This is a genomic window from Frigoribacterium sp. AC394, from assembly GCF_979258095.1.
On sequence record NZ_OZ409834.1, the window covers coordinates 1935940 to 1960687 of the forward strand.

Here is a 24748-nt window from a genome sequence, read left to right on the forward strand (position 1 = left end):
GATCGCCGCGCGGGGCGCTGACGCGGTCGACTACGCGTGCGTCGCGCGCTCGTGGTCGGCGTGATCGGCCGGTTCGAGCTGGAAGGTCGCGTGCTCGACCTCGAAGTGCGCGGCCAGGCAGCGGTCGAGCGAGTCGAGGGTCTCGTCGACCCGCATGTCGCAGAAGACCTCGCGGTCGACGACGACGTGCGCCGAGAAGACCGTCGCGCCGCTGGTGATCTGCCAGGCGTGCACGTCGTGCGCCGACACGACGCCGGGCGTCTCGGTGATGTGGCTGCGGATGTCGTCGAGATCGATGTCGCCGGGCGCCGAACCGAAGAGCACCCGGAACGCCTCGCGGAGCAGCGACCACGCGCGCGGCACGATCATCGCCGCGATGATCAGCGACCCCACCGAGTCGGCCTGCACGAAGCCCGTCGTCAGCACGACGATCGACGCCGCGACGACGGCGACCGAGCCGAGCAGGTCGCCGAGCACCTCGAGGTAGGCGCCCCGCATGTTGATCGAGTGCGTCGCCCCGCCCCGCAGCACGAGCAGCGCGACGACGTTGGTCGCCCCGCCGATCACGCCGACGACGAGCATCGGCAGACCGAGCACCTCGTGATCCGACGGGGTCAGCAGTCGCCCGACGGCCGCGACGGCCACCGAGATCGACACGGCGATCAGCACCAGGCCGTTGATCGCGGCGGCGAAGACCTCGGCCCGCCGGTAGCCGTACGTCTGCCGACCGCTCGCGGGTCGGGCCGCGACGATGGTGGCCGCCAACGCCACGACGAGGCCGGCGAGGTCGGAGAACATGTGCCCCGAGTCGGCCAGCAGGGCGAGCGACCCGGAGAGGAGCGCGCCGATCAGCTGCGCCACCAGACCGAGCGCGATGACGAGGATCGCCAGTCGCAGCCGTCGCCCGTCGGCCGCCATGTGACCGTGCTGGTGGTCGTGCGCCATGCTGTGCTCTCTCGGGTGTTCGGGCGGCTCGAGCCCACGGCCCGGTCGCGGGTCGTCGGTGATCGCTCACCCCGACGATAGCCCGGGCCGCCGACACCCGACAGGTCTCGGACCCAGTCGATAACGACTCTCGATCCGCGTCAGCACGGCGATCGAGCCCAGGAGGCGCGGGTCGCGGAACAGGGAGGGCGCGACCGCGGTTGGCTGAGTCATGGACACGACCCGCACCTCCTCGGATTCCCCCCGCCTCGTCGCCGTGACCGGCGCCACCGGAGCCCTCGGCGGGCGGGTCGCCGCCGCGCTCGCCGCCGACGGCGTGCCGCTGCGCCTCGTCGTGCGCGACGCCTCGCGCGCGCCGAGCCTCGGCGAGCACGTCGAGGTCGCCGTCGCCTCGTACGCCGACCGCGCCGCGGCCCGCACGGCGCTCGAGGGCGTCGAGACGCTCTTCATGGTGTCGGCCGCCGAGGCCGTCGACCGACTCGACCAGCACCGCGCGTTCGTCGACGCCGCCGTCGAGGCCGGGGTGCGTCACGTCGTCTACACGTCGTTCCAGGGCGCGGCGGCCGACGCGGTCTTCACGCTGGCGCGCGACCACGCCGCCACCGAGCAGCACCTGCTCGCCTCGGGTGTCGCCACCACCTTCTTGCGCGACTCGTTCTACCTCGACGCGCTGATCGACTTCGCCGACGCCGACGGGGTGATCCGCGGACCGGCGGGGGAGGGGCGGGTCGCCGCCGTCGCCCGCGCCGACGTGGCCGACGCCGCGGTCGCCGTGCTGCGCGACCCGTCGGCCCACCGGGGCGCCGCCTACGACCTGACGGGCCCCGAGGCGCTGAGCCTCGCCGAGCTCGCCGCCCGACTGACCACCGCGACCGGACGAGGCCACTCGTTCGTCGACGAGACCCTCGACGAGGCCTACGCGTCGCGCGCGGCCTGGAACCCCGAGCCCTACATGGCCGACGCCTGGGTCAGCACCTACACGTCGATCGCCTCGGGCGAGGTGTCGCGCGTCTCGACCGCCGTGCGCGATCTGACCGGGCGCGACCCTCTGACCCTCGAGCAGCTGGTCAGCGGATCCGCCGGGACGACAGCACGCCGCTGACGCCGAGCACGAGCGTCGCGGCGAAGACGCCGAGCATCGGCACCTGCCAGTCGCCCGAGGCGTCGTGCAGCCCGCCGATCGCCAGCGGACCGAGTGCCGCGATCGCGTAGCCGCCGCCCTGCACGAGCGCCGAGAGGCGCCTCGCGTCGGTGTCGGTGCTCGCCATCCGCACGATGACGATGAAGATGATCGTGATGCCGCCGCCCTGGGCCGCGCCGCCGAAGATGGACCAGAGCAGCCAGCGCTCGGGGGCGAAGAGCAGCCCGAGGGGCATGACCGTCCAGAAGAGGCTGATCAGGGCGATGACGATCGCGGGGCGCAGCTTGAGGGCCAGCACCGGCACCCCGAGCGCACCCACCACGGCCAGGATCTGGAAGACCGACGAGCTGGCGCCCGCGGCCTCGCGAGTAAGACCGATCTCGTCGCGCAGCAGCGTCGGCATCCAGGCCGTCAGCCCGTAGTAGCCGAAGGCCTGGCCCGCGAACGCGAGGGTGAGCCCCCAGGTCGTCCAGCGGCGCAGCAGCGGCGGACGGTCGGCCTCGGCACGGCGCGCGGCGTCGGCGGCGGCGGACCGCTCGTCGATGACCGGGACGCCGCCGGTCAGCACGTCGGACGCGCCGGGCTCGGCCCCGGGCGTCGTGTCGGATCCGTCGCGAGCCGAGGAGGCGCGGGTCGCGTCGCCCGCGCCCGTCGCCGACCGCTCGCGCACGCCCCGCAGCGCCACCCGGGGCCCCACGGCGATCGACCACACGACCCCCGCGAGCACCGCGAGGAGACCCCAGGTGAGCAGCGCCACCGGCCACCCGACGACGGACGCGATCGGGGCGGTGCCGAGCGAGGTGATCATCGACCCGACGTTGAGCGCCGACGTGTAGACGCCCGTGACGAAGCCGCCCCGCTCGGGTGAGAAGTCGCGCTTGATGACCACCGGCAGCACCACGTTGCCGATGGTGATCGCGATGCCGATGACGATCGTGCCGGCGTAGAGCCAGAAGGAGCTGCCGAGGGTGCGGATGATCGTGCCGGCGAGCACGCCGGCGAGACCGAGGGTGACCGCCAGCTCGGGGCTCACCCGGCCGATCAGGGCCGAGGCCGCCGGGCTCGCGACGGCGAAGCAGAGCACCGGGATGCTGGTCAGCAGGCCGGCCACGACCGCGGAGAGCCCCAGGTCGCCGATCATCTGGTCGAGCACGGGTGCCGTGGCCACGATCGGCCCGCGGAGGTTGATCGCGATCAGGACGATCGCGAGGGTCAGCAGCCAGGTGGCGGGCGACCGCACGGCGGCCCCCGCGCGGGTGCTCACGCCGCGCCGCGCAGGAGGGTGACGCCGAGCAGGGCCGCGAGCTCGTCGACGTCGGCCGCCACCGCGACGGACCCGACGTGCTCGTGCTCGTCGCCGTAGCCCCAGCCGGCGATGATCGTCGGCACGCCGTGGACGGCGGCGCCTTCGACGTCGTGATGCCGGTCGCCGATCAGGACCGGACGGGACAGGTCGACGCCGCGGGCCTCGAGCCGGCGGAGCGCCTCGGCGACGACGTCGGCCTTGGTGTTGCGCACCTCGTCGTCGGAGGCGCCGGTGATGATGTCGAGGTAGCGGACCAGGTCGTTGACCTCGAGGATGCGCGTCGCCGGGGTCTCGGGCTTGGAGGTCGCCGTCGAGGTGGGGATGCCGGCGGCGTGCACGGCGGCCAGGAGATCGGCGACCCCGGGGTAGATGGGGCTGGTGAGCGCCCCGGTCTCGAGGTAGTGCGCCCGGTAGATGCGCATGGCCTCGACCAGACGGTCGCCGGTGAGACCGAGACGGACCTCGAAGCTCTGCGGGAGGGGCGGGCCGACCCAGGCGATCAGCTCGGTCGACGGGGGCACCGGCAGCCCCATGGCCTCGATCGTGTAGGCGAGGCTGGCGGTGATCGCCGGAGCGGAGTCCGCGATGGTGCCGTCGAGGTCGAAGAGCACGGCGGTGTAGGGGAGAGTCATCACCCTCAGCTTAGGCATCGCCGCCGACACCGGGCGGCGGTGCGGTCGGCCGCCGTGCCCCGTGTCTCGGCCGGCGGTGCTCAGGCGACCGGGCCGAGGGGCCAGGTGGTCGTCGGGACGGTCAGCGGGGCGACCGGTCGGACGCGATCGGACGAGACCGGTCGACGTGCGGGGCGCTCGGCTACCGTGCGCCGGCGCGAGATCGAGGGGAGGGTGTCGATGTCGTCTCGCGGGACGCTCGGGAAGGAGCCGGAGATGGACTCGAACAGGGGAGTCGCCTCTCGCTGCGAGAGGATCTGGTCGAAGATGGGCGAGGTCACGGGAGCCTCCAGGAGGTCGCGGGTCGGAGAAGAGGGCGGGTCATAAGAAATGTTACCCTCATATTCCGGTTCCGCAAGGGGGTCGGCGGACATCGTCCGCCGTCGCGCTAGAACAGCCGCGAGTGCGAGTCGTCCAGTCCGCGCATGGCGTCGTAGTCGAGCAGCAGCGTGCGGATGCCGCGGTCGTGCGCCAGGGTGCGTGCCTGCGGCTTGATCTCCTGCGCCGCGAAGACGCCCGTGACGGGCGCCAGGTGCGGATCGCGGTTCATCAGCTCGAGGTAGCGGGTCAGCTGCTCGACGCCGTCGATGTCCCCGCGACGTTTCAGCTCGACCGCCACCGCGCCTCCGGAGGCATCGCGGGCGAGGATGTCGACCGGGCCGATCGCCGTCATGTACTCGCGGCGCACGAGGGTGTGACCCTCGCCGAGCAGCTCGATCTGCTCGGCCAGGAGCTTCTGCAGATCGGCCTCGACGCCGTCTTTCGTCAGGCCCGGGTCGAAGCCCATCTCGTGGCTCGAGTCGTGGATGATCTCGTGGATCGAGACCACGAGGATGTCGGCGGTCTTCGCCTGCGTGACCTTCCAGAGCTCGACGACCCCCGCCTCCCGCTGGTCGGCGTCGGCCTCGAGGATGCTGATCGAGCAGGGCGGGCTCATCCAGTTGAGCGGCTTGTAGCTGCCGCCGTCGGAGTGGACGAGGAGGCTGCCGTCGCTCTTGATCATGAGAAGGCGGGTGGCCAACGGCAGATGGGCTGAGAGTCGCCCGGCGTAGTCGACTGAGCAACGGGCTATGACGAGACGCACCCGACGATCTTAGGCGGTGGTCGGGCGGAGGGGGCTTCGTCGACCCGACCGCGATCCGGTGTTGACAGAGTGTGAAATGCGACATATGTTCATGACACCGACACGATCGGTGCACGACCATCCGCTTCAGACCCCGGAGGAACACCATGTCGACCACGCTGCCCCCGACCGCCTCGCACCCGACCGCGCCGCACCCGAGCGACTCGCAGGCGAGCGACCCCCGGCCCGTGGTCGACCTCGTCGGAGACGTGTTCCTGGTGGACCTCGCGACGGGTCGTCACACCCCGGGCGACGTGCTCGACGAGGCGGCCGTGGCCGACGAGCTCGGCGTCACGCTCGCGGAGGTGCGCCGGTCGGTCGACGTGCTCTGCCGGATCGGCGTCCTGCTGCGGCCCCCGTTCGGACGCGATGCGGTCGTCGGACTGCCCGCGTACTGCACGACGACCCTGCTGCGCCGCCTCGGCGGGGCCATCGAGCTCGCCCTGGCTCGAGGTGCTCGGACCGAGGATCTCCCCGAGCCGCGGCCCGCCGCGACCCTCGGAGACCGGCACGGGCTCGAGACGCCCCTCGACATCGCCCGCCTCATCGAGCTCGCCGACCCCCTGCTCGGCCTCTTCGACGACGACGAGGCCGCTCGACTCGATCGCGAGGTCGTCCGCCCGCTCTCGGTGCTCGCGACCGAGCAGGCGCTGCGCGTCCACGGCGCCGCCCCCGCTCTCTCCGACGATCTCCGCGCCCGCATCGTCGACGAGATCGAGACGGCCGTGCACTACGGCGAATGGCGCGCGATCCCCGGTCTGATGGCCGACTTCTCCATCGCGTTCGCGCCCGACAAGCCGTAGGGGGCTCTCTCCGGCGGCTTCGCTAGGCTGCACCACCATGACCCGGGCAGAGAAGGCCGCCGCCGTCAGGCCGACGCTCGCCGCCGTGGCGCAGGCGGCCGGTGTGTCCGCCTCCACCGCCTCCTTGGCCTTCAGCGGCGCCGGGCCCGTCTCGCCGGCCACCCGCGACCGCGTGCTGGCCGTCGCCGCCGACCTCGGCTACGGCGGACCCGATCCGCGCGCGAGGTCGCTCCGCCGCGGCCGCTCGGGGATCGTCGGCGCCGTGATCGAGTCGAGTCTCAGCGACGCGTTCCGCGACCCGGTCAACGTGGCCATGCTCGACGGGCTCGCCGACGTCACGGGCCCGGCCGACAACTCGCTGCTGCTGCTGACCGAGACCGGACCGGAGCAGTCGCGACTGATCGACGCGCCCGTCGACGCCGTGGTGCTCTTCGGCTGCAGTCTGCGGCTCGACGAGTCGGTGGCCGTCGTGCGTCGTCGGGGCATCCCCGTCGTGTCGATCGAGGCGCGGGCGATGGAGGGGGTGCTCGACATCGGTCTCGACAACGTCGACGCGTCTCGCGCCCTCGCCCGGCACCTGCACGACCTCGGTCACCGCGACGTCGCCGTGGTCGCGCTCCAGCTCGGCCCCACGCGCATCCTCGGGCCGATCACCGACGAGCGCATCGCGACGGGGACGACGCACACCGCGCTGCAGCGCCTCCAGGGGGTCCGCGAGGTCTTCCCCGGGCCCGCGGCGTGGTCACGGCGGGCAGCTGGACGTCGGAGGGGCACCGGGCCGGTCGGGCGCTGCTCGACGTCGCCCCCGACCAGCGCCCCACGGCGATCGTCGCCCAGAGCGATCTGCTCGCGTCGGGGGTCATCGCCGCGGCGTCCGAGCTCGGACTCGAGGTGCCGCGCGACCTCAGCGTCGTCGGCTTCGACGGCATCAGGTTGGACGATCCCCGCGCAGCCGACCTGACGACGATGCGGCAGCCCGCGGTCGAGAAGGGGCGTGCGGCGGGCCGGGCGCTGCTCGACCTGCTGGCCGGCGCACCCGCCGAGTCGACGACGTTCACGAGCGTGTTCCATCGCGGGTCGACCACGGCGCCGCCGCGTCGCTGACCGGCGCCGCGCCTCCTGCAGGTTCCGCCTCGGGATGCCCGGGGATGAGGAGAGGGGCGCCGCGCCGCTGGGATCAGCGGTGCGACGCCCCTCTTCGCAGGACGCGGCGTGTCAGCCGGCGGGGGTGGCGAGCACGCCCTCGAGGGCCTTGTCGGCCTCTTCGGAGGTCGTGTTCAGCGCCAGAGCCAGCTCGGAGACGAGGATCTGCCGAGCGCGACCGAGCATGCTCTTCTCGCCGGCGGAGATGCCCTTGTCTTGATCGCGACGCCAGACGTCGCGGACGACCTCGGCGACCTTGTAGACGTCACCGCTCGTCATCTTCTCCTGGTTGCTCTTGTAGCGACGCGACCAGTTGCCGGCCTCTTCGACCTCGGAGGTGCGGAGCACGTCGTAGACGCGCTCGACACCGGCCTGGTCGATGACCTCGCGCACACCGATGTCGGTGGCGTTGCCGGTGGGGATCTGGATGACCAGCTCGCTCGTGTGCACGCGCAGCGACATGTACTCGGTGGGCGAGCCCTTGATGTTCTTGGTGGTCAGGTCGGTGATCGTGACGGCGCCGTGGTGCGGGTAGACCAGCGTCGTGCCGACTTCGTATGTCGTAGTCACCGTTCTAGTGCGCAGCGTCGTAAGCGTCGCGGACGGTGGCGGCGATGCGGCCGCGGTCGGACACGTCGTGCCCGTTCGCCTTCGCCCATTCGCGGATCTTCTGCAGATCGTCGGAGTTCGACTTGGTCGGGCCGGTGCGGGCCGGGGTCTTTCGCCCGGTCTTGCGCGCCGCTCCGACGAAGGGGGCCAGAGCCTCGGTGAGCTCGTCGACGTGCGCGTCGCTCAGGTCGATCTCGTACGAGACGCCGTCGAGCGACAACGAGACGGTCTTGCCCTCGCCGTCGGCGATGGGGGTGCCGTCGAGGTCGTCGACGAGCTGGATGAGTGTTTTCTGGGCCAACGGAGTCTCCTGAAAAAACAATGAAAAAGCGTCGCGGATAAACGCGCGACGGCGTGCTAAGGGTCAAGTGTAATTCATGGTTCTCCGTATGACATCCCTATCCCGCTCCGCAGGCCGCTGACGCACCTCCTAATCGTTTATGCGCACGCATTCATGCGAGGGTGAGGAAAGCGATTCTCGACGTCACCAGCGGCTGAGCGTGTCTCGCGGGTACTCGCCGAAGCGCGCCGCGTAGGCCGCGGAGAAACGCCCCAGATTGCCGAAGCCCCAACGGCGCGCGATGCCGGCCACGAAGTCGGAGCCGGGGTCTGCCGCGAGGAGGTCCTGACGCGCCCGGTCGAGGCGCACGTGGCGGAGGTAGGTCGTGGGGCTCGATCCGAGGTGCTGGCTCATCAGCTGCTGCAATGTGCGGGTGTGCACTCCGGCCGCCGCCGCGATGTCGCCCGCGGTGATCGGCTGGTCGGCGAAGGCGTGAACGTACTCGGCGGCCTGGCGGAGCTTCCGGGTGTGCTCGGTGCGGAGCGCCTCGGGGACGTCGACGGCCTGCCACGGGAAGAGGTCGAGCAGGGCCCGGGCCAGCGACGCCTGCGCCGAGTGCCGGGCGAGAGGGGGTGTCGCGGGCGCGACGATCAGAGGCGTCGCGGCGCCGAGCGCGGCCTGCCAGGCGGAGAGGGCCGGCGCGTCGGGGACGGCGGCGTAGTCGAAGACGATGCGCTGCGGCGGACCGCCGTGTCGCTCGGTCGCGACGTCTTCGAGGAACGACGCCCCGAAGTGCACGATGCCGTGCCGGTGCGGCGTCATCGTGAACGAGTACGACGTCTCGCTCGGCGTCAGGAAGGGCCGCGAACCGTCGCTGCTGAGCTGGCCGCCCGGGTGGTCGATGGTGACCGCGCCCGAACGGAACCACGACACGATGTAGTCCTTCGACCAGGGGATGACCCCTTGGATGTGCGCGAGGAACGTCCCGCTCTGCAGGCTGAGACGCGAGTCGCCCGCCGACGCGAATCGGTACGAGAAGGGCATCTCCGCACGTCGGGCGCGGAATTCGCGACCTTCGAGACTGGTCTCGAGACCGGCCCGCGCCTCCTCGAGATCCTCTCCCGACATCTGGAATCGATCGAAGCCGCCCGTCGGCGGAGAGGGCTCGGCGGCGGAGGCGTCGTGGGGCGTGTACGTGCTGGTCATGGGTGTCTCCTGGTCCTGAGCCTTCGGCAGCGCGCGCTGGTGGGGCGTGCGGCTGCATGTATCAGGACGAGGCTGGAGGCGTCATCGTCACGAACACGCAGGGCGTGAGCTCATCCCTCCACGGTCGCGCATCCGGGGCGAGTCCGCGCGCCCCCAAAACGCGGGTCGCCGATGCTAGCGTCGTCTGCGGCGCGAGATCGCGTGCGGGTCCGTGCGCCAGGACCCACCCCACGCCTCCACCCCTGCCTCAGCCCTCGCTTCGAAAGGCCCGACCGCCATGGCCGAAGTCGTCATCGTCACCGACGCGGAGGCCGCGGGCCGTCTCGCCGCCGACGCGATCCTCCGTCGCTTCGCGCGCATCGATCGACCCGTGCTCGGGGTCGCCACCGGCTCGACCCCGCTCACGACCTACCGAGCGCTCGCGTCGGCCGGCGCCGACCTGAGCGGGGTGCGCTGCTTCGCGCTCGACGAGTACGTCGGCCTGCCCGACGGACACCCCGAGAGCTACCGCGCCGTGCTCGAACGCGAGGCCGTCGAACCGCTCGGGCTCGACCCGGCCCTGCTCGCCGTGCCCGACGCGTCGCCCGCGACCCTCGCCACGGCCGGGGAGCGCTACGAGGCGGCCATCACCGCCGCCGGCGGCGTCGACGTGCAGCTGCTCGGCATCGGCACCGACGGGCACATCGGCTTCAACGAACCCGGCTCGAGCCTCGCGAGCCGCACCCGGGTCAAGACCCTGACCGCCCAGACCCGCGAGGACAACGCGCGCTTCTTCGACTCGATCGACCAGGTGCCGCTGCACTGCCTCACGCAGGGCCTCGGGACGATCCGCGACGCGCGCCACCTCGTGCTCCTCGCGTTCGGGGCGAACAAGGCGGCCGCGGTGTCCGCCGCCGTCGAGGGCCCGGTCAGCAGCGGCGTGCCCGGCTCGCTGATCCAGCTGCACCCGAGCGTCACGGTGCTGGTCGACGAAGCGGCGGCGAGCGAGCTGCAGCACGCCGACTACTACCGCCTCGCCTACGAGAACAAGCCCGAGTGGCAGGAGCTGTGACCGCTTACGCGAGTGCCGACGCCGGTGCGGGTGCGCTGTTCGTGCACGACGCCGTTCTGATCGACTCGGCGGGGCGACGGCCGGGCTGGCTCCGCACCGAGGGCGGGGTCGTCGTCGAGGTGGGGGTCGGGGCTGGGGCTCGGGCTGGGGCCGGGGCTGGGGCCGGTGCCGGTGTCGGGTCGCGCGCCGAGCCGCCGGCCGGCGTCCGCACGATCGATGCGCGGGGCCGGGTCGTCACCCCCGGTTTCATCGACCTCCACGGGCACGGCGCGGCCGGGATCTCGTACGACGACGACGCCGACCTCGCACCCGCCCTCGCGCACCACCGCAGGCACGGCACGACGCGGCAGGTGCTGAGCCTCGTCTCGGCGCCGATCGACCGGCAGGAGGCGGCGCTCCGGCGGGTCGCGGCGCTCGCGGCGTCGGACCCCCTCGTGCTCGGCTCGCACCTCGAGGGCCCCTATCTCGCGCCGACGCGCAAGGGCGCGCACGACGAGACGGTGCTCACGACGCCGACCGCCGAGTCGATCGACCGCCTGCTCGCCGCGGCGGCCGGGTCGTTGCGGATGGTCACGATCGCGCCCGAGCTCGACGGTGCCGCCGACGCCCGGAGTCGTCTCGTCGAGGCGGGGGTCGTCGTCGCCGTCGGGCACACCGCGGCCGACTACGACTGCGCCCTCGACGCCTTCCGCCGGGGCGCTCGCGCGCTCACCCACGCCTTCAACACCATGCCCCCGCTGCTGCATCGCGAGCCCGGGCCCGTGCTGGCGGCCGTCGATGCCGACGCCGTGCTCGAGCTCATCGTCGACGGCGTGCACCTGCACCCGGCCGTGACCCGCGCGGCTTTCCGCCTCGCCCCGGGGCGCGTGGCGCTCGTGACGGACGCGATGAGCGCCACGGGCAGCGCCGACGGCGCGTACCGCCTCGGCGGGCTCGACGTCGTCGTCTCGGACGGGGAGGCGCGGCTCGCCGACTCGGGCGCGCTCGCCGGGTCGGTGCTCACGCAGGACGTCGCTCTGCGCCTCGCCGTCGAGTCGGGCGTCGACCCGGTCGCGGCGGTAACCGCGCTCACACGCACCCCGGCCGATCTGCTCGGCCGCGGCGATCTCGGGCGCTTCGAGGTCGGTGCCCGGGGGGACCTCGTCGTGCTCGGCGCCGACTGGACGCCCGACGTGGTCGTGGCCGAGGGCGCGGTGCTGTTCTCGGTGCCGTGAGGGTGCGGCGGGTCGCCGTCATCGGTGGCGGGTCAGCGCTGACCCGCCGCGAGTGACAGGAACCCGCCGAACCTCCCGCGGGTGCGTGCGCAGGGGGCGGGTGCGTGCGCAGGGCGCGGGTGCGTGCGCAGGATGCGCGGGTCGGGTGCAGACCGTCGAGTCACGCCGAGTCGCGCACCACGAGTCGCACCGGCCCCGCCACCACGCCGGGCGACGGCGCCCCGCCGATCGCGTCGACGAGGTGCTGCGCCGCCGCCCGCCCGAGCTGCTCGAGCGACATGTCGACGCTCGTGAGGGTCGGGCGCGACTCGCGCACGAGGAGGTCCCAGTTGTCGAACCCGATCACGGCGACGTCGTCGGGCACCCCGACGCCCTCGTCGCGCAGCGTGTCGATGACCCCGCGGGCGATGTGGTCGCTGCCGCCGATGATCGCGTCGACCGCTTCGCCGCCCCGGACGAGGAGGCGCGCGCAGTCACGCCCCCACCCCTCGCCCCACTGCCCGAACAGCGACGTGCCGCCCACGAGCTCGAGCCCGGCCGCCTCGACGGCCTGCTGCACCCCGGCGGCCCGGTCACGTGCCGCGGCGTACGAGGCCTCGCCGTTGACGAGGGCGATGCGCGTGCGACCCGTCGCCAGCAGGTGCTCGGCGGCGAGGCGGCCGGCCTGCACGTTGTCGGGCGTGAACGACGCGTCGGCGGGGTCGGTCGACGGCGCGTAGACGTACACGACGGGCACATTGGCCATCAGGGGCACGGGTGGTCTCGGGTTCGTCGTCCGCCCGACGATCAGCAGGCCGTCGACGCGCCGGGTCAGCAGCGTCTGCAGGTGCAGCTGCTCGCGCAGGGCGTCGTCGCGGGCGTCGGCCAGCAGCACCGAGAGCGAGCCCGAGCCGAAGGCGTCCTCCGCCCCGAGCAGCACCGGCAGCACGAACCGGTTGTCGAGGTCGCTGGTGACCATGCCGATGGTGCCGGTGCGCGGCGAGTTGAGCGCCTGGGCGAAGAAGTTGGGGGTGAACGACAGCGCGGCCGCGGCCTCCTGCACCTTGACCCGCGTGCTCTCGCGCACCTGGGCGCGACCGTTCAGGGCCTTCGAGGCCGTCGCCACGGAGACCCCGGCGGCACGCGCCACGTCGGCGAGCGTGACCGTCGATGCGGGGCCTCTGCCACCTGCTGCGTTGGACATGTTCCGAAAATAGTTCACAAAGTCGTTGACGAGCAACCAGGCCGCGTGTAACTTCACTCCCGAAACCAGTTTCGGTCTCACGTTCTCGACGACGAGCACCCGCGCCGCACCTCCGGCCCGGCTCTCTGACGGAGCACCCGCAGCAGTTCAGAGAGGAACCTCCTGTGATCTCCCCCTTCCACAGCAAGAAGGCCGCCGTCGCGCTCGTCGGGCTCGCAGCGGTCTCGCTCGCCCTCACCGGCTGCTCCGGTGGCGGCTCGTCCGCCGGCGGCGACGCGGCCACCGGCACCTACACCTTCTGGGACCCGTACCCCCAGTTCGACGGCGCGTCCGACTGGACGAAGCTCGTCGAGTCGTGCGGCACCGAGGCCGGCGTCACCATCGAGCGGACCGGCTACGACACCTCCGACCTGACGAGCAAGGCGCTCCTCGCCGGTCAACAGGGCAACAGCCCCGACCTGCTGCTCGTCGACAACCCGGTGGTCTCCACCCTCGCCGAGGCGGGTCTGCTGACCGACACCGACGAGACCGGCGCCGACACGGCCGACATCGAGGAGAACATCCTCGCCGCGGGTCAGGTCGACGGGAAGACCTACGGCGTTCCGATCGGGGCCAACACCCTGGCGCTCTACTACAACAAGGCGATCCTCGACGAGGCGGGCGTCGACCCGGCGTCGATCACCGACTGGGACTCCCTGACGAGCGCCCTCGAGAAGGTCACGGCGGTCGGCAAGAAGGGCATCACGTTCTCGGCCATCGGCACCGAGGAGGGCAGCTTCCAGTTCCTCCCCTGGTACTGGGGCAGCGGGGCCGACCTGACCGAGCTCGACTCCGACGACGCCGTCTCGGCCCTCGACCTCTGGACCGGCTGGCTCGAGAAGGGGTACGCCCCCAACTCGGTGATCAACAACACCCAGACCACGACGTGGCAGGAGTTCATGACCGGCGAGTACGCGTTCGGCGAGAACGGCACCTGGCAGCTCGCGGGCATCAAGGCGTCCGACATCGACTACGGCATCATCTCGATCCCCTCGAAGGACGGCGGCGCGGCCCCCGCACCGACCGGCGGCGAGTTCCTGACCGTGCCGGTGCAGAGCGACGACGCCCGCTACGAGGTCAGCGAGAAGATCCAGGCCTGCCTCACGAGCACCGACAACCTCGTCGCGACCGACACGACCCTGTCGTACGTCGCCCCGACGAAGGACGCCCAAGAGGCGCAGCTCGCCGCCGATCCCGACCTCGAGCCCTGGGTCACCGCGGTCGGCGAGGCCAAGGGGCGCACCAGCGACGACCTCGGCACGGACTACCCGAAGATCTCGGAGCAGCTCTGGAAGGCCGTGCAGAACAGCCTCAGCGGGTCGGCGAGCCCCGAAGAGGCCCTGAAGGAGGCGCAGACCGCTGCGTCCTCCGCCACCGAGTAGCACGCCGCCGCCGCGCAGCACCGGCAGCACCCGCAGCACCGCACCACCGCACCACCCCGACACCGCCGAACGACGACAGGAGCACCATGAGCACCGACACGATGGAACGTCGTGAGGCCGTGTCCCCGGCGGGGACGGGCGGCACGCCCGCCCCCGCCGGCCCCACCCGACGGCGCCGCCCCGACACGGGGCAGCTGGCCGCCTGGGCGTTCCTCGCCCCGGTCGTCGCCTACCTCGCCGTCTTCTACGTCTGGCCGCTGGTCCGCAACGTCGACCTGTCGACGCACGACTACACGGTCCGCTCGTTCATCGACGGGAACGCGCCCTTCATCGGGTTCGAGAACTTCGCCGACGTCTTCACCAGCCCGACCTTCGGGCCGGCGCTGATCAACACGCTGCTGTTCACCGGCATCTCGATCGCGTTCCAGTTCTCGATCGGCATGGCGCTCGCGGTGTTCTTCTTCCAGAGGTTCCCGCTCTCGGCGACGCTCCGGGCGCTGTTCCTCGTGCCGTGGCTCCTCCCCCTGATCGTCAGCGCCTCGACCTGGTCGTGGATGCTCAACAGCGAGAGCGGCGTCGTCAACTCGGTGATCCGCACCCTCGGCGGCGACCAGGTGAACTGGCTCACCTCGCCGCAGTGGGCTCTGACCAGCGTCATCATCGCCAACATCTGGATCGGGATCCCGTTCAACCTCGTGATCCTCTACAGCGGGCTGCAGAACATCTCGGGCGACATCTACGAGGCCGCCGCCCTCGACGGCGCGAACGCCTGGCAGGTCTTCTGGCGCATCACGTTCCCGCTGCTGCGGCCGGTGTCGGCCATCACGATCCTGCTCGGCCTCGTCTACACGCTGAAGGTCTTCGACATCATCTGGATCATGACGCGGGGCGGCCCCGGCGACGCCTCCACCACCTTCGCCATCTGGTCGTACCAGCTCGGCTTCGGCTCCACCCTCCCCTCCTTCGGACCGGCCGCGGCCGTCGGCAACCTGCTGATCGTCATGGCCCTCGTCTGCGGCTTCGTCTACCTGCGCGTGCAGAGGAAGCAGGACCAGTCATGACCACCGCCGTCCGCCCCGCCGCGGCCCCCCGATCGGAGGCGCGCCGCGCCTCCTCGGGGAGAGCCGGTCGTCGCAGTCTCGCCACCACCGTGATCGGCGTCGTCCTCACCGCGATCATGCTGTTCCCGATCTACTGGATGATCAACGTCTCGCTCACCCCGACCGCGCAGATGCGGCAGAGCCCGCCGTCGTGGTTCCCCGCCGCGCCGACGCTCGACGGCTACCGGGCCGTGGTCGCCGACCAGCTGCCGTACCTCGGCACGAGTCTGCTGGTGGGGATCGGCACCGTGGTCGTGACGATCGCGCTCGCCGCGCCTGCCGCGTACTCGCTCGCGAAGCTGCGACCCCGGGGAGGAGGCGCGCTGAGCTTCGTCCTGCTGGTCGCGCAGATGATCCCCCAGGTGATCATGGCCATGGGCTTCTACGCGATCTACCTCAACCTCGGGATCCTCGACGAGTGGTGGGGGCTGGTCATCGCCGACTCGACGCTCGCCGTGCCGTTCGGGGTGCTGATCTTCACCGCCTTCATGCGGGGGATCCCCGACGAGCTGATGAGCGCCGCGAAGCTCGACGGCGCCGGCGCCTGGCGCACCTTCATCTCGATCGTGCTGCCCGTCAGCCGCAACTCGGCGGTCACCGTCGGACTCTTCGCGTTCCTCTGGGCCTGGTCGGACTTCGTCTTCTCGTCGACGCTCAACAGCGGCGGCGACGCGCAGACGATCACCCTCGGCATCTACCGCTACATCGGCAACAACAACCAGGAGTGGAACTCGATCATGGCCACCGCCGTCGTCGCCTCCATCCCCGCCACCGTCCTGCTCGTCGTCGCCCAGCGCTACGTGGCCGCCGGCGTCACCGCAGGCGCCGTGAAGGACTGACGACATGACCGCCACCCACCCCTCGAGGAGCACTCCCGTGACCACCGTCCAGACCTCGACGTCCGCCCTCGGCGGCCCCGTCGCCCCGCGCAGCTCGGCGCTGACCCCCCTCGACTCGAGCGAGATCCGTCTGACCGGCGGCTACTGGTTCGAGAAGCAGCAGCTCAACGCCCACGTGGTGCTGCGGCACTGCGAGGACTGGATGGAGCGCATCGGCTGGACGGCCAACTTCGACCGGGCGGCGTCGAGCGGGACCGGCTGGGAGCACTCCGGCATCGAGTTCGTCGACAGCGAGGTCTACAAGCTGCTGGAGGGCATGGCGTGGGAGCTCGGCCGGTCGCACGACGCCGATCTGGCGGCCCGCTACGACCGACTCGTCTCGCGCGTCGCCGCGGCGCAGGACGACGACGGCTACCTGCACACCAGCTTCGGCCGCCCCTGGCAGCCGGCGCGCTACTCGAACCTCGAGTGGGGGCACGAGCTCTACAGCTTCGGGCACCTGATCCAGGCGGCCGTCGCGGCGGCGCGCTCCGGTCTCGACAGCGCGCTCGTCGACGTCGCGCGTCGCCTGGCCGATCACCTCTGGGAGGCGTTCGGGCCGGAGGGGCGGGTCGCCGTCTGCGGGCACCCCGAGATCGAGGTCGCCCTGGTCGAGCTGGGTCGGGCTCTCGACGAGCCCCGTCACGTCGAGCTCGCCCGCCTCTTCGTCGAGCGTCGCGGCCACGGGCTGCTCGCACCGATCGAGTACGGGCCGGAGTACTTCCAGGACGACGTGCCGGTGCGCGAAGCGGACGTGCTGCGGGGTCACGCGGTCAGGGCGCTCTATCTGGCCGCCGGTGCGCTCGACGTCGCGGTCGAGACGGGTGACGCCGAGCTCGCCGACGCCGTCCGCCGTCAGTGGGAGGCGACCGTCGCGCGACGCACCCACGTGACCGGCGGCATGGGCTCGCACCATCAGGACGAGTCGTACGGCGCCGACTTCGAGCTGCCGCCCGACCGCGCGTACTCCGAGACCTGCGCGGGCATCGCGTCGAACATGCTGTCGTGGCGGCTGCTGCTGCAGGACGCCGACCCCCGGTACGCCGACCTGATCGAGCGCACGCTGCTGAACAACGTGATGGCCTCGCCCCGTGACGACGGCCGCGCGTTCTTCTACACGAACACGCTGCACCAGCGCACCGACGGCGTCGCGCCCGACGAGGCCGCGTTGAACGCGCGCGCCCTCTCGAGTCTCCGGGCCCCCTGGTTCGAGGTGTCGTGCTGCCCGACGAACGTGGCGCGCACGCTGGCGAGCGTCGAGTCGACCTTCGCGACGACGACGCCCGGCGGGCTGCAGCTGCACCAGTACGGCGACTACGACGTCGACACCGCGCTCGCCGACGGCACGGTCGTCGCGGTCTCGGTGCGGAGCGGCTACCCGTACGCGGGCGACGTGACCGTCACCTGGCGCGAGGACACGGGGCGCGAGGTCGAGCTCGACCTGCGCATCCCGTCGTGGGCCGGGTCGGCGCGGGTCGGGCGTGGTGGTGGGGTCGGCGAGGCCGCGGACGTCGCCGCGGACGGCGGGGCCGCCGACGTCGCCGCGGACGTGCGCGTCGGGCGCACGACGACCGTCTCCGGGCGGTTCCGCGCCGGCGACGTCGTGACCGTCGAGTTCCCGCTCGAGGCGCGCTGGGTCACCCCCGACCCGCGCATCGACGCGGTCCGAGGGCAGGTCGCCGTGCAGCGGGGCCCGCTGGTGCTCGTGCTCGAGTCGACCGATCTGCCGAGCGGAGACGTGAACGACGTCGTGGTCGACACCGGCGCGACCCTGGAGACCACCGCGACCGGCGCCTCCGTCGACATCGCCCGATTCGCGGACGAGACGGTCGACTGGCCCTACGGGGAGTCCGGCGGGCGGGTCGTGCCCCTGGGCCGGGTCGACCTCGTGCCCTACGCCTCGTGGGCGAACCGCGGGCCCTCGACGATGCGCGTCTGGCTGCCCACGGCCTGACCCCCGGGCCGCGAGCGTGGCAGGCCGCGACCCGTGGGAGTATCGAGGCACGAACGAGGGGGAGACATGCTCGCACAGGACGTCGTCGCGACGAGATTCACACCGACCCGATTCCGGGAGGGCTACGACCAGGATCAGGTCGACGATCTGCTCGACAAGATCACCGCGACGTTCGCGGCCGTCGAGCAGGGGCGCGGCCCGGGCCCCCTCACCGCCGACGAGGTCGTCGCGGCGAGGTTCCAGCCGACGAAGTTCCGAGAGGGGTACGACCAGGATCAGGTCGACGCGTTCCTCGACCAGGTCGTCACCGCCCTGCGCGCCGTCGAATCGCCCGCCGCCGATTGACCACGGAGCCGAGGAGGCGCGGGTCGGGGAGGCGCGGGTCGCCACTCGCCGACGGACCCGGCCCCGAGAGGGAGACATGAGCGACGACCGCCTCACCGTGCCCGACGCCGCCGCCTGGCGTGCCTGGCTCGACGCCCACGAGTCGACCTCGGACGGCGTGCGTCTCGTGCTCGCGAAGAAGGGCACGTCGAGCCCCACGTCGCTCACCTACGCCGAGGCGCTCGACGAGGCGCTCTGCAGCGGCTGGATCGATGGGCGCCGCAACGCCATCGACGAGGCGACCTTCCAGCAGCACTTCACTCCGCGTCGAGCACGCTCGATCTGGTCGGTGCGCAACGTCGACCACGTCGCCCGCCTCGTCGACTCGGGCCGGATGCGCCCGCGGGGCCAAGCCGAGATCGACCGGGCCAAGGCCGACGGACGCTGGGATCGCGCCTACGCGGGCCAGGCGGACATGGAGCCGCCCGCCGACCTGGCGGCCGCGATCGCGGACTCGACCCGCGCCTCCCGGGCGTTCGCCGGGCTGAGCCGGTCGGCCCGCTACTCGGTCATGCACCCGGTGCTGACGGCGGCCACCGAGGAGGCGCGGGTCGGCCGCATCGCCCGCGCCGTCGCCCGGCTCGAGGCCGGCGTCGAGCCGCCCGGCGTCGCCCCGGCCGACTGACGCCCACCCTGGTCGGAAGACGCCCTTCCCGGCGCGGCGAAGGGCGCTTTCCGCCCACCGTGTCCCGGGCGGGTCTGACGTTGGTCGGAAGACGCCCTTCAGCGCCTCACGAAGGGCGCCTTCTGCCCACCGTGGGCCGGGACGCCTGGACGCCGTGTGGCCGGGCTGCGGCTCTGACGTTGGTCGGAAGACGCCCTTCAGCGCCTCACGAAGGGCGCCTTCTGCCCACCGTGCCCACGAGAGGGAGGCGGGCCGGCGCCCACCGCTACCCGCGGCGACGGATCAGGTTCATCATCACCTGCGACATGACGACCTCGTCGCGCTGATTCAGCATCTCGATGCGGGTGCGGACGATGCCGCGGTCGGGTTTGGTCCGCGATGCCCGGGCCTCGAGCACCGTGAACCGCGCGCGCAGCAGATCACCGGGGCGGACGGGCAGGTGCCAGCGCAGCTCGTCGACGCCGGGAGACGCGAGGCTGGTCCGCTCGTTCAGGAAGTTGTCGACCATCAGCCGCATCATCACGGCTGTCGTGTGCCAGCCGCTGGCGATCAGCCCGCCGAAGGGGCCGTCGGCAGCTCCGAGGGGATCCAGGTGCATGGTGTGCGGGTCGAAGTCGGCCGCGAAGCCCACGATGGAGCTCTCGGTCACCTCGACGGGGCCGTACGTCCCACCGTCGCCGGGCCGGTAGTCGTCGAAGTGGCGGTCACGCAGCGGGGTCTCGTCGAAGGAAGGCACGAGAGGAGACGCTACACATCGCGCAGTCTCCTGGTCGGGGGCTGGACGGACGTGCGGAGGGCCCCGCTGCTGCGGAGGTGCTCAGCGCGCCCCGACCACCATCCAGCGCGACCCCGCCGCCCGCACCCCGAGCGTGACGGCGCGGATGCCGATGTAGCCCAGTCCGAACGCGAGCCACAACGCCACGGTCGATCCCGCTCCGTCGCCCACGGCGCGTTCGACCGGCACGAGGATCGCCAGGTACACGACCACGTTCACGATCCCGGCCAGGGCGAGGTACCGGGCGTCGCCCGCGCCGAGCAGCACCCCGTCGAGCACGAAGACGAACCCGGCCAGCGGGATGCCGACGGCCATCGCGAGCACCACGTCGGGCAGCAGCGCCCGCACGCCCTCGTCGGTCGTGAACACCGGCCCGAGCACGCCCGACAGCGCCGCGACGAGCCCGCCGAGCAGCACCCCGCCGCCGACCCCGAACACCATCAGCCGCCGGGTGACGGCACGAACGCGGTCGCGGTCGCCGGCGCCGAGCGAGTGCCCGATCATCGCCTGCCCGGCGATCGCCAGGGCGTCGAGCGCGAACGCGAGCGTGCTGAACAGCGTCAACGCGATCTGGATCGTCGCCAACCCCGTCACCCCCGAGGAGGCGGCGGTCGCCACGGTCGCGATCATCGCGACCCGAAGACTCGCGTTCCGCACCAGCAGCCACGCGCCCGACCGGGCGGTGCGTCCGACCCCCGCGAGCCCCGGGCGCAGGTCGGTGCCGACGGCGCGGGCCGCCCGCACGGCGATGACGACGTAGACGGCCGCCATGCCCCACTGCGCCACGACCGTGCCGGCCGCCGAGCCGGCGACGCCCCAGCCGAGACCGTAGATGAACACGACGTTCAGGCCCGCGTTCGCGGCGAACCCTACGCCGGCCACGATCAGCGGGGTGCGGGTGTCCTGCAGTCCACGCAGCAGACCCGTCGCGGCGATCACGATCAGCATGCCCGGCAGCCCGATCATCGACACCGTGAGGTAGGTCGTCGCGGCGGCCTCGACGGCCGGCTCCGTGCCGAACAGCCCCACGAGCGCGGGTGCCGTGAACGCCCCCACGACGGCGAGCACCACGCCGAGCAGCAGCGCGAACCAGAGCCCGTCGACGCCGGCCCGGATGGCACCGGCGCGGTCACCGGCGCCGAGCCTCCTCGCCACCGTCGGCGTCGTCGCGTACGCCAGGAAGATCAGCAGCCCGAGCGCGGTCTGCAGGATGACCCCGGCGACCCCCAGCCCCGCCAGCGGCACCGACCCGAGATGCCCGATCAGGGCCGTGTCGGTCAGCAGGAACAGCGGTTCGGCGATCAGCGCGCCGAGCGCCGGCAGGGCGAGGCGGACGATCTCGCGATCGAGGGGGTTCCGGAGGCGCACCTCAGTCGGTGCCGCGGGCGCGGCCGACCAGCGTCATCAGGTGGTAGACGACGATGGCCGCGACCGTCCCGAGGATGATGCCGCCGAACGTGGCGCCGCCGAGCGACAGCGTGAAGTCCGCGATGCCCATGATGAGGGCGATGCCGGCGGTCAGCTGGTTCTTCGGGCGGCTGAAGTCGACCTTGTTCTCGACCCAGATGCGGATGCCGATCACGCCGATCAGACCGTAGAGGGCGGTGGTCACGCCGCCGAGCACGCCCGGGGGGATCGTGAAGATGACGGCGCCGATCTTCGGCGACAGCCCCAGCAGGATCGCGACGATGCCGGCGACCCAGTAGGCCGCGGTCGAGAACACGCGCGTGGCGCTCATCACGCCGATGTTCTCGCCGTAGGTCGTGGTGGCCGACCCGCCGCCGAGCCCGGCGAGCACCGTGCTGAGACCGTCGGCGAACAGTGCGCGACCGGTCAGCGGGTCGAGGTTGCGCTTGGTGAGCTGGCCGACGCCCTTCACGTGCCCCACGTTCTCGGCGATCAGCGCGAGCACGACCGGCAGGAACCCGAGGTAGACGGGCAGCGCCGACAGGTCGAAGGCCGGGGCGGTGAACGTCGGCAGACCGACCCACGGGGCGTCGCGCACGGCGTCGAAGCTCACCTCGCCGAGCAGGACGGCCGCGACGTAGCCGACCACCACGCCGACGAAGATCGAGAGGCGACCGAGCAGGCCTCGGAACAGAACGGCGCTCAACACGACCGCGGCCAAGGTGATGACCGCGGTGAGCGGGGCGAGCGCGAAGTTGTCGCGGGCCGCCGGCGCGAGGTTGAAGCCGATCAGGGCGACGATCGCGCCGCTGACGACCGGGGGCAGCAGCGAGTCGATCCAGCGGGTGCCCGCGAGATTCACCACCACGCCGATGATCGCGAGCAGCGCCCCGACGACGATGATGCCGCTCAGCGCCAGCGGGATGCCGCCGACCTCCTTCGCCGCCGCGATCGGTGCGAGGAACGCGAACGACGACCCGAGATAGCTCGGCAGCCGGTTCTTCGTGATGATGAGGAACAGCAGCGTGCCGATGCCCGAGAAGAGCAGCGTCGTGCTCGGCGGGAACCCGGTGAGGATCGGCACCAGGAACGTCGCGCCGAACATCGCGACGACGTGCTGACCGCCCAGGCCGATGGTGCGCGGCCAGGTGAGCCGCTCCTCCGGCGCCACGATCTCGGTGGAGTCCACCGTCTTTCCGTCACCGTGCAGAGACCAGGGGAGTGCCATGCTCAGAACTGTAGCGGCGGCGCGGCCGTAGGCTGACGGCCATGACCAGCGACGCCCTCTCCTCCGGAATCCTGACCGACGAGCTCGACCCGGGGGTGCGTCCTCAGGACGACCTCTTCCGTCACGTGAACGGGCGGTGGATCGCCCGCACCGAGATCCCCGAGGACAAGGCGCGCTACGGCTCGTTCTACGTGCTCGCCGAGGAGGCCGAGGCGGCCGTCCGCGACATCATCCACGAGTCCCAGGACGCCGAGCCCGGCACCGAGGCCCGCAAGGTCGGCGACCTCTACACGAGCTTCCTCGACGAGCAGCGGGTCGAGGCGCTCGGCGCCGAGCCCATCCGCCCCCTGCTCGACCCCGTCGACGACGTGACCGACGTCGACGGCCTCCTACGCCTCCTGGGCTCGTTCGAGAAGCAGGGGCTCGCGAGCTTCGTGCAGCTCTTCGTCGACAACGACCCGGGCGACCCCGAGCGCTACGTCCTGTTCGTCGAGCAGGGCGGTCTGGGGCTGCCCGACGAGTCGTACTACCGAGACGAGAAGTCCGAGTCGATCCGCACCGCCTACGTCGCCTTCGTCGCCCGCATGCTCGAGCTCGCCGGCTTCGACGAGGCCCACGACCGCGCCGCCCGCATCATGGCGCTCGAGACCGAGCTGGCCTCGCACCACTGGGACAACGTCGCCACCCGCGACAGCGACGCCACCTACAACCTGCTGCCCTGGGCGGGGTTCGAGGCGCTCGCCGACGGCGTCGACCTGACCGTCTGGCGCGACGCCGTGGGCGCGCCCGAGCGCGTGTTCGACGAGGTCGTCGTCCGGGAGCCGTCGTTCGTGACCGGTCTGGCGTCGCTGCTGACCGGAGCGCGCCTCCTCGACTGGCAGGACTGGCTGCGCTGGCAGATCGTCCGCTCGTCGGCGGCGTACCTGTCGAGCCCGTTCGTCGAGGCGAACTTCGGCTTCTACGGCCGCACCCTCACCGGCGCACCCGTGCAGCGCGCCCGCTGGAAGCGCGGCGTCTCGCTCGTCGAGGGCGCCATGGGCGAGGCCGTCGGGCGCATCTACGTCGAGCGCCACTTCGCGCCCGCGGCCAAGACCGCCATGGACGTGCTCGTCGCGCACCTCGTCGAGGCGTACCGGCAGAGCATCACCGAGCTCGAGTGGATGACGGAGGAGACCCGCGGCCGCGCGCTCGAGAAGCTCGAGAAGTTCACCCCCAAGATCGGGTTCCCCGACACCTGGCGCGACTACTCGGCCCTCGAGGTCGACCCGGCCGATCTGGTCGGCAACGTGCGGGCGACCGCCGCCGTCGGCTTCGACCGCGAGCTGGGCAAGATCGGTCAGCCGCTCGACCGCGGCGAGTGGTTCATGACGCCGCAGACCATCAACGCGTACTACAACCCCGGCATGAACGAGATCGTGTTCCCCGCCGCCATCCTGCAGTTCCCGTTCTTCGACGAGACCCGCGACGCCGCCGCCAACTACGGCGCGATCGGCGCGGTCATCGGGCACGAGATCGGCCACGGCTTCGACGACCAGGGCTCGAAGTACGACGGCGACGGACGGCTCCGCGACTGGTGGACGGCCGCCGACCGCGAGGCGTTCGAGAAGCTCACCGCCTCGCTGATCGCCCAGTACGACGCGCTGGCCCCCGCCCAGGTGCCCGACCACCACGTCAACGGCGCCCTCACCATCGGCGAGAACATCGGCGACCTCGGCGGGCTGTCGATCGCCTACAAGGCCTACCTGCTGTCGCTCGAGGGGGCCGAGCCGCCGGTGATCGACGGTCTGACCGGGGCCCAGCGGTTCTTCCTCAGCTGGGCGCAGGCGTGGCAGATCACCCTGCGCGACGAGGAGGCCGTGCGCCTGCTGTCGATCGACCCGCACTCGCCGAACGAGTTCCGCTGCAACCAGATCGTGCGCAACATCGACGAGTTCTACGCCGCGTTCGACGTCTCGCCGACCGACGCGGCCTGGCTGCCGCCGGAGGAGCGCGTCACGATCTGGTGACCGTGGTGCCGGTGCCGGTGCCGGTGCCGGTGCCGGTGCCGGTGGTCGGCGGTCGGCGGTCGGCCGAGGAGGCGCGGGTCGTCATCACGACGCCACCAGATGGACATGACACCACCTTTTCTCGTGGCGTCGTGCGCATCTCGTGGCGTCGTAGGTGGCGCGCTGGTCAGCCGGCGCCGTGCGGGGGCGACGCGCGGTCAGCCGGCGTCGCGCGGGGGTGGTGCGCTGGTCGGCTGGCGTCGTGCGGGGGGCGACGCGCCGGTCGGCTGGCGTCGTGCGGGGGGCGACGCGCCGG

Annotated in this window: 23 protein-coding genes and 3 pseudogenes; 14 read left to right on the plus strand and 12 right to left on the minus strand. The window is 72.0% G+C overall.

Annotated features, from left to right (window positions below; all coding sequences use genetic code 11):
- Window positions 1-30: 30 nt before the first annotated feature.
- Window positions 31-945, minus strand: coding sequence for a cation diffusion facilitator family transporter (locus ACZZY9_RS08935; RefSeq protein WP_192061189.1), 915 nt, complete (start codon window positions 943-945; stop codon window positions 31-33).
- Between the two features lie 211 nt (window positions 946-1156).
- Here ACZZY9_RS08935 and ACZZY9_RS08940 point away from each other — a divergent pair, with 211 nt between their 5' ends.
- Entirely contained in the window at window positions 1157-2047 is an 891-nt protein-coding gene (locus ACZZY9_RS08940) for an SDR family oxidoreductase (protein ID WP_463463827.1), read from the plus strand.
- Here the strand turns inward: ACZZY9_RS08940 and ACZZY9_RS08945 are convergent.
- From ACZZY9_RS08945 to nucS, 4 genes are all read right to left on the minus strand, one after another.
- Complete coding sequence (locus ACZZY9_RS08945) at window positions 2013-3350, minus strand: MFS transporter (protein WP_463463828.1); 1338 nt, start codon at window positions 3348-3350, stop codon at window positions 2013-2015. The genes ACZZY9_RS08940 and ACZZY9_RS08945 overlap by 35 nt on opposite strands.
- Entirely contained in the window at window positions 3347-4024 is a 678-nt protein-coding gene (locus ACZZY9_RS08950; protein ID WP_463463829.1) for an HAD hydrolase-like protein, read from the minus strand. The genes ACZZY9_RS08945 and ACZZY9_RS08950 overlap by 4 nt, the downstream gene beginning before the upstream one ends.
- Before the next feature lie 80 nt (window positions 4025-4104).
- A complete protein-coding gene (locus ACZZY9_RS08955) occupies window positions 4105-4344 on the minus strand; it encodes a hypothetical protein (protein WP_463463830.1) in 240 nt (79 codons plus the stop codon).
- A gap of 107 nt (window positions 4345-4451) precedes the next feature.
- Window positions 4452-5147 carry an endonuclease NucS gene (nucS, locus tag ACZZY9_RS08960; protein WP_463463831.1) on the minus strand — a complete coding sequence of 232 codons (696 nt, stop codon included), beginning with the start codon at window positions 5145-5147 and terminating at the stop codon, window positions 4452-4454.
- Window positions 5148-5293: 146 nt separating this feature from the next.
- On the opposite strand from nucS, the gene ACZZY9_RS08965 reads away from it, so the two are divergent.
- The 3 genes and pseudogenes from ACZZY9_RS08965 to ACZZY9_RS08975 all read left to right on the plus strand — a co-directional run bounded on the left by ACZZY9_RS08965 (window position 5294) and on the right by ACZZY9_RS08975 (window position 7093).
- The gene (locus ACZZY9_RS08965) at window positions 5294-5989 is read left to right on the plus strand and encodes a hypothetical protein (RefSeq protein WP_463463832.1); all 696 of its coding nucleotides are present in this window, start codon (window positions 5294-5296) and stop codon (window positions 5987-5989) included.
- A 37-nt stretch (window positions 5990-6026) separates the two neighbouring features.
- Window positions 6027-6131: pseudogene (locus ACZZY9_RS08970) on the plus strand (hypothetical protein); the annotation flags it as partial.
- A gap of 596 nt (window positions 6132-6727) precedes the next feature.
- Window positions 6728-7093: a substrate-binding domain-containing protein gene (locus ACZZY9_RS08975; RefSeq protein ID WP_463463833.1), complete on the plus strand. Its 366-nt coding sequence runs from the start codon at window positions 6728-6730 to the stop codon at window positions 7091-7093.
- 111 nt (window positions 7094-7204) lie between these two features.
- Here the strand turns inward: ACZZY9_RS08975 and ACZZY9_RS08980 are convergent, their stop codons facing one another.
- From ACZZY9_RS08980 to ACZZY9_RS08990, 3 genes are all read right to left on the minus strand, one after another.
- Window positions 7205-7702: a CarD family transcriptional regulator gene (locus ACZZY9_RS08980; RefSeq protein WP_192061182.1), complete on the minus strand. Its 498-nt coding sequence runs from the start codon at window positions 7700-7702 to the stop codon at window positions 7205-7207.
- A 4-nt stretch (window positions 7703-7706) separates the two neighbouring features.
- Entirely contained in the window at window positions 7707-8042 is a 336-nt protein-coding gene (locus ACZZY9_RS08985) for a histone-like nucleoid-structuring protein Lsr2 (protein WP_463463834.1), read from the minus strand.
- 183 nt (window positions 8043-8225) lie between these two features.
- The gene (locus tag ACZZY9_RS08990; RefSeq protein ID WP_463463835.1) at window positions 8226-9227 is read right to left on the minus strand and encodes an AraC family transcriptional regulator; all 1002 of its coding nucleotides are present in this window, start codon (window positions 9225-9227) and stop codon (window positions 8226-8228) included.
- A gap of 277 nt (window positions 9228-9504) precedes the next feature.
- Between ACZZY9_RS08990 and ACZZY9_RS08995 the strand changes: the two genes are divergently transcribed.
- A complete protein-coding gene (locus tag ACZZY9_RS08995; RefSeq protein WP_463463836.1) occupies window positions 9505-10278 on the plus strand; it encodes a glucosamine-6-phosphate deaminase in 774 nt (257 codons plus the stop codon).
- Window positions 10275-11492, plus strand: coding sequence for an N-acetylglucosamine-6-phosphate deacetylase (locus tag ACZZY9_RS09000; protein ID WP_463463837.1), 1218 nt, complete (start codon window positions 10275-10277; stop codon window positions 11490-11492). Before ACZZY9_RS08995 ends, ACZZY9_RS09000 begins: the two co-directional genes overlap by 4 nt.
- A 160-nt stretch (window positions 11493-11652) precedes the next feature.
- Here the strand turns inward: ACZZY9_RS09000 and ACZZY9_RS09005 are convergent, their stop codons facing one another.
- Window positions 11653-12675, minus strand: a complete 1023-nt coding sequence (locus tag ACZZY9_RS09005) for a LacI family DNA-binding transcriptional regulator (RefSeq protein WP_463463838.1) — start codon at window positions 12673-12675, stop codon at window positions 11653-11655.
- Window positions 12676-12839: 164 nt separating this feature from the next.
- On the opposite strand from ACZZY9_RS09005, the gene ACZZY9_RS09010 reads away from it, so the two are divergent.
- The 7 genes and pseudogenes from ACZZY9_RS09010 to ACZZY9_RS09040 all read left to right on the plus strand — a co-directional run bounded on the left by ACZZY9_RS09010 (window position 12840) and on the right by ACZZY9_RS09040 (window position 19037).
- A complete protein-coding gene (locus tag ACZZY9_RS09010) occupies window positions 12840-14096 on the plus strand; it encodes a sugar ABC transporter substrate-binding protein (RefSeq protein WP_463463839.1) in 1257 nt (418 codons plus the stop codon).
- A gap of 86 nt (window positions 14097-14182) precedes the next feature.
- On the plus strand, window positions 14183-15157 hold the full coding sequence (locus ACZZY9_RS09015) for a carbohydrate ABC transporter permease (RefSeq protein ID WP_243215684.1): 975 nt from the start codon (window positions 14183-14185) through the stop codon (window positions 15155-15157).
- Window positions 15158-15273: 116 nt separating this feature from the next.
- Window positions 15274-16035, plus strand: coding sequence for a carbohydrate ABC transporter permease (locus ACZZY9_RS09020; RefSeq protein ID WP_243215687.1), 762 nt, complete (start codon window positions 15274-15276; stop codon window positions 16033-16035).
- A 4-nt stretch (window positions 16036-16039) separates the two neighbouring features.
- A complete protein-coding gene (locus ACZZY9_RS09025; protein WP_463463840.1) occupies window positions 16040-18028 on the plus strand; it encodes a glycoside hydrolase family 127 protein in 1989 nt (662 codons plus the stop codon).
- A 66-nt stretch (window positions 18029-18094) separates the two neighbouring features.
- Window positions 18095-18190: pseudogene (locus ACZZY9_RS09030) on the plus strand (DivIVA domain-containing protein); the annotation flags it as partial.
- Window positions 18188-18346, plus strand: a pseudogene (locus tag ACZZY9_RS09035) (DivIVA domain-containing protein); the annotation flags it as partial. The pseudogenes ACZZY9_RS09030 and ACZZY9_RS09035, both read left to right, overlap by 3 nt.
- A gap of 103 nt (window positions 18347-18449) precedes the next feature.
- Entirely contained in the window at window positions 18450-19037 is a 588-nt protein-coding gene (locus tag ACZZY9_RS09040; RefSeq protein ID WP_463463841.1) for a YdeI/OmpD-associated family protein, read from the plus strand.
- 265 nt (window positions 19038-19302) lie between these two features.
- Here ACZZY9_RS09040 and ACZZY9_RS09045 read toward each other — a convergent pair whose 3' ends face one another.
- The 3 genes from ACZZY9_RS09045 to ACZZY9_RS09055 all read right to left on the minus strand — a co-directional run bounded on the left by ACZZY9_RS09045 (window position 19303) and on the right by ACZZY9_RS09055 (window position 22447).
- Window positions 19303-19773 carry a MaoC family dehydratase gene (locus tag ACZZY9_RS09045; protein WP_463463842.1) on the minus strand — a complete coding sequence of 157 codons (471 nt, stop codon included), beginning with the start codon at window positions 19771-19773 and terminating at the stop codon, window positions 19303-19305.
- A gap of 81 nt (window positions 19774-19854) precedes the next feature.
- Complete coding sequence (locus tag ACZZY9_RS09050; RefSeq protein WP_463463843.1) at window positions 19855-21180, minus strand: MATE family efflux transporter; 1326 nt, start codon at window positions 21178-21180, stop codon at window positions 19855-19857.
- 1 nt (window position 21181) lies between these two features.
- A complete protein-coding gene (locus tag ACZZY9_RS09055) occupies window positions 21182-22447 on the minus strand; it encodes a uracil-xanthine permease family protein (protein ID WP_192061172.1) in 1266 nt (421 codons plus the stop codon).
- A gap of 41 nt (window positions 22448-22488) precedes the next feature.
- On the opposite strand from ACZZY9_RS09055, the gene ACZZY9_RS09060 reads away from it, so the two are divergent.
- Window positions 22489-24453, plus strand: coding sequence for a M13 family metallopeptidase (locus tag ACZZY9_RS09060; RefSeq protein WP_463463844.1), 1965 nt, complete (start codon window positions 22489-22491; stop codon window positions 24451-24453).
- Window positions 24454-24748: the final 295 nt, after the last annotated feature.

Excerpts from the sequence above, each read along its gene's own strand:
- ACZZY9_RS09060 (WP_463463844.1), top strand. The coding sequence starts at position 22,489 with ATGACCAGCGACGCCCTCTCCTCCGGAATCCTGACCGACGAGCTCGAC.
- ACZZY9_RS08990 (WP_463463835.1), bottom strand. The coding sequence starts at position 9,227 with ATGACCAGCACGTACACGCCCCACGACGCCTCCGCCGCCGAGCCCTCT.
- ACZZY9_RS08965 (WP_463463832.1), top strand. The coding sequence starts at position 5,294 with ATGTCGACCACGCTGCCCCCGACCGCCTCGCACCCGACCGCGCCGCAC.
- ACZZY9_RS08935 (WP_192061189.1), bottom strand. The coding sequence starts at position 945 with ATGGCGCACGACCACCAGCACGGTCACATGGCGGCCGACGGGCGACGG.
- ACZZY9_RS09020 (WP_243215687.1), top strand. The coding sequence starts at position 15,274 with ATGCTGTTCCCGATCTACTGGATGATCAACGTCTCGCTCACCCCGACC.
- ACZZY9_RS09025 (WP_463463840.1), top strand. The coding sequence starts at position 16,040 with ATGACCGCCACCCACCCCTCGAGGAGCACTCCCGTGACCACCGTCCAG.
- ACZZY9_RS08995 (WP_463463836.1), top strand. The coding sequence starts at position 9,505 with ATGGCCGAAGTCGTCATCGTCACCGACGCGGAGGCCGCGGGCCGTCTC.
- ACZZY9_RS09005 (WP_463463838.1), bottom strand. The coding sequence starts at position 12,675 with ATGTCCAACGCAGCAGGTGGCAGAGGCCCCGCATCGACGGTCACGCTC.
- ACZZY9_RS09015 (WP_243215684.1), top strand. The coding sequence starts at position 14,183 with ATGAGCACCGACACGATGGAACGTCGTGAGGCCGTGTCCCCGGCGGGG.
- ACZZY9_RS09040 (WP_463463841.1), top strand. The coding sequence starts at position 18,450 with ATGAGCGACGACCGCCTCACCGTGCCCGACGCCGCCGCCTGGCGTGCC.
- ACZZY9_RS08950 (WP_463463829.1), bottom strand. The coding sequence starts at position 4,024 with ATGACTCTCCCCTACACCGCCGTGCTCTTCGACCTCGACGGCACCATC.
- ACZZY9_RS09055 (WP_192061172.1), bottom strand. The coding sequence starts at position 22,447 with ATGGCACTCCCCTGGTCTCTGCACGGTGACGGAAAGACGGTGGACTCC.
- ACZZY9_RS08940 (WP_463463827.1), top strand. The coding sequence starts at position 1,157 with ATGGACACGACCCGCACCTCCTCGGATTCCCCCCGCCTCGTCGCCGTG.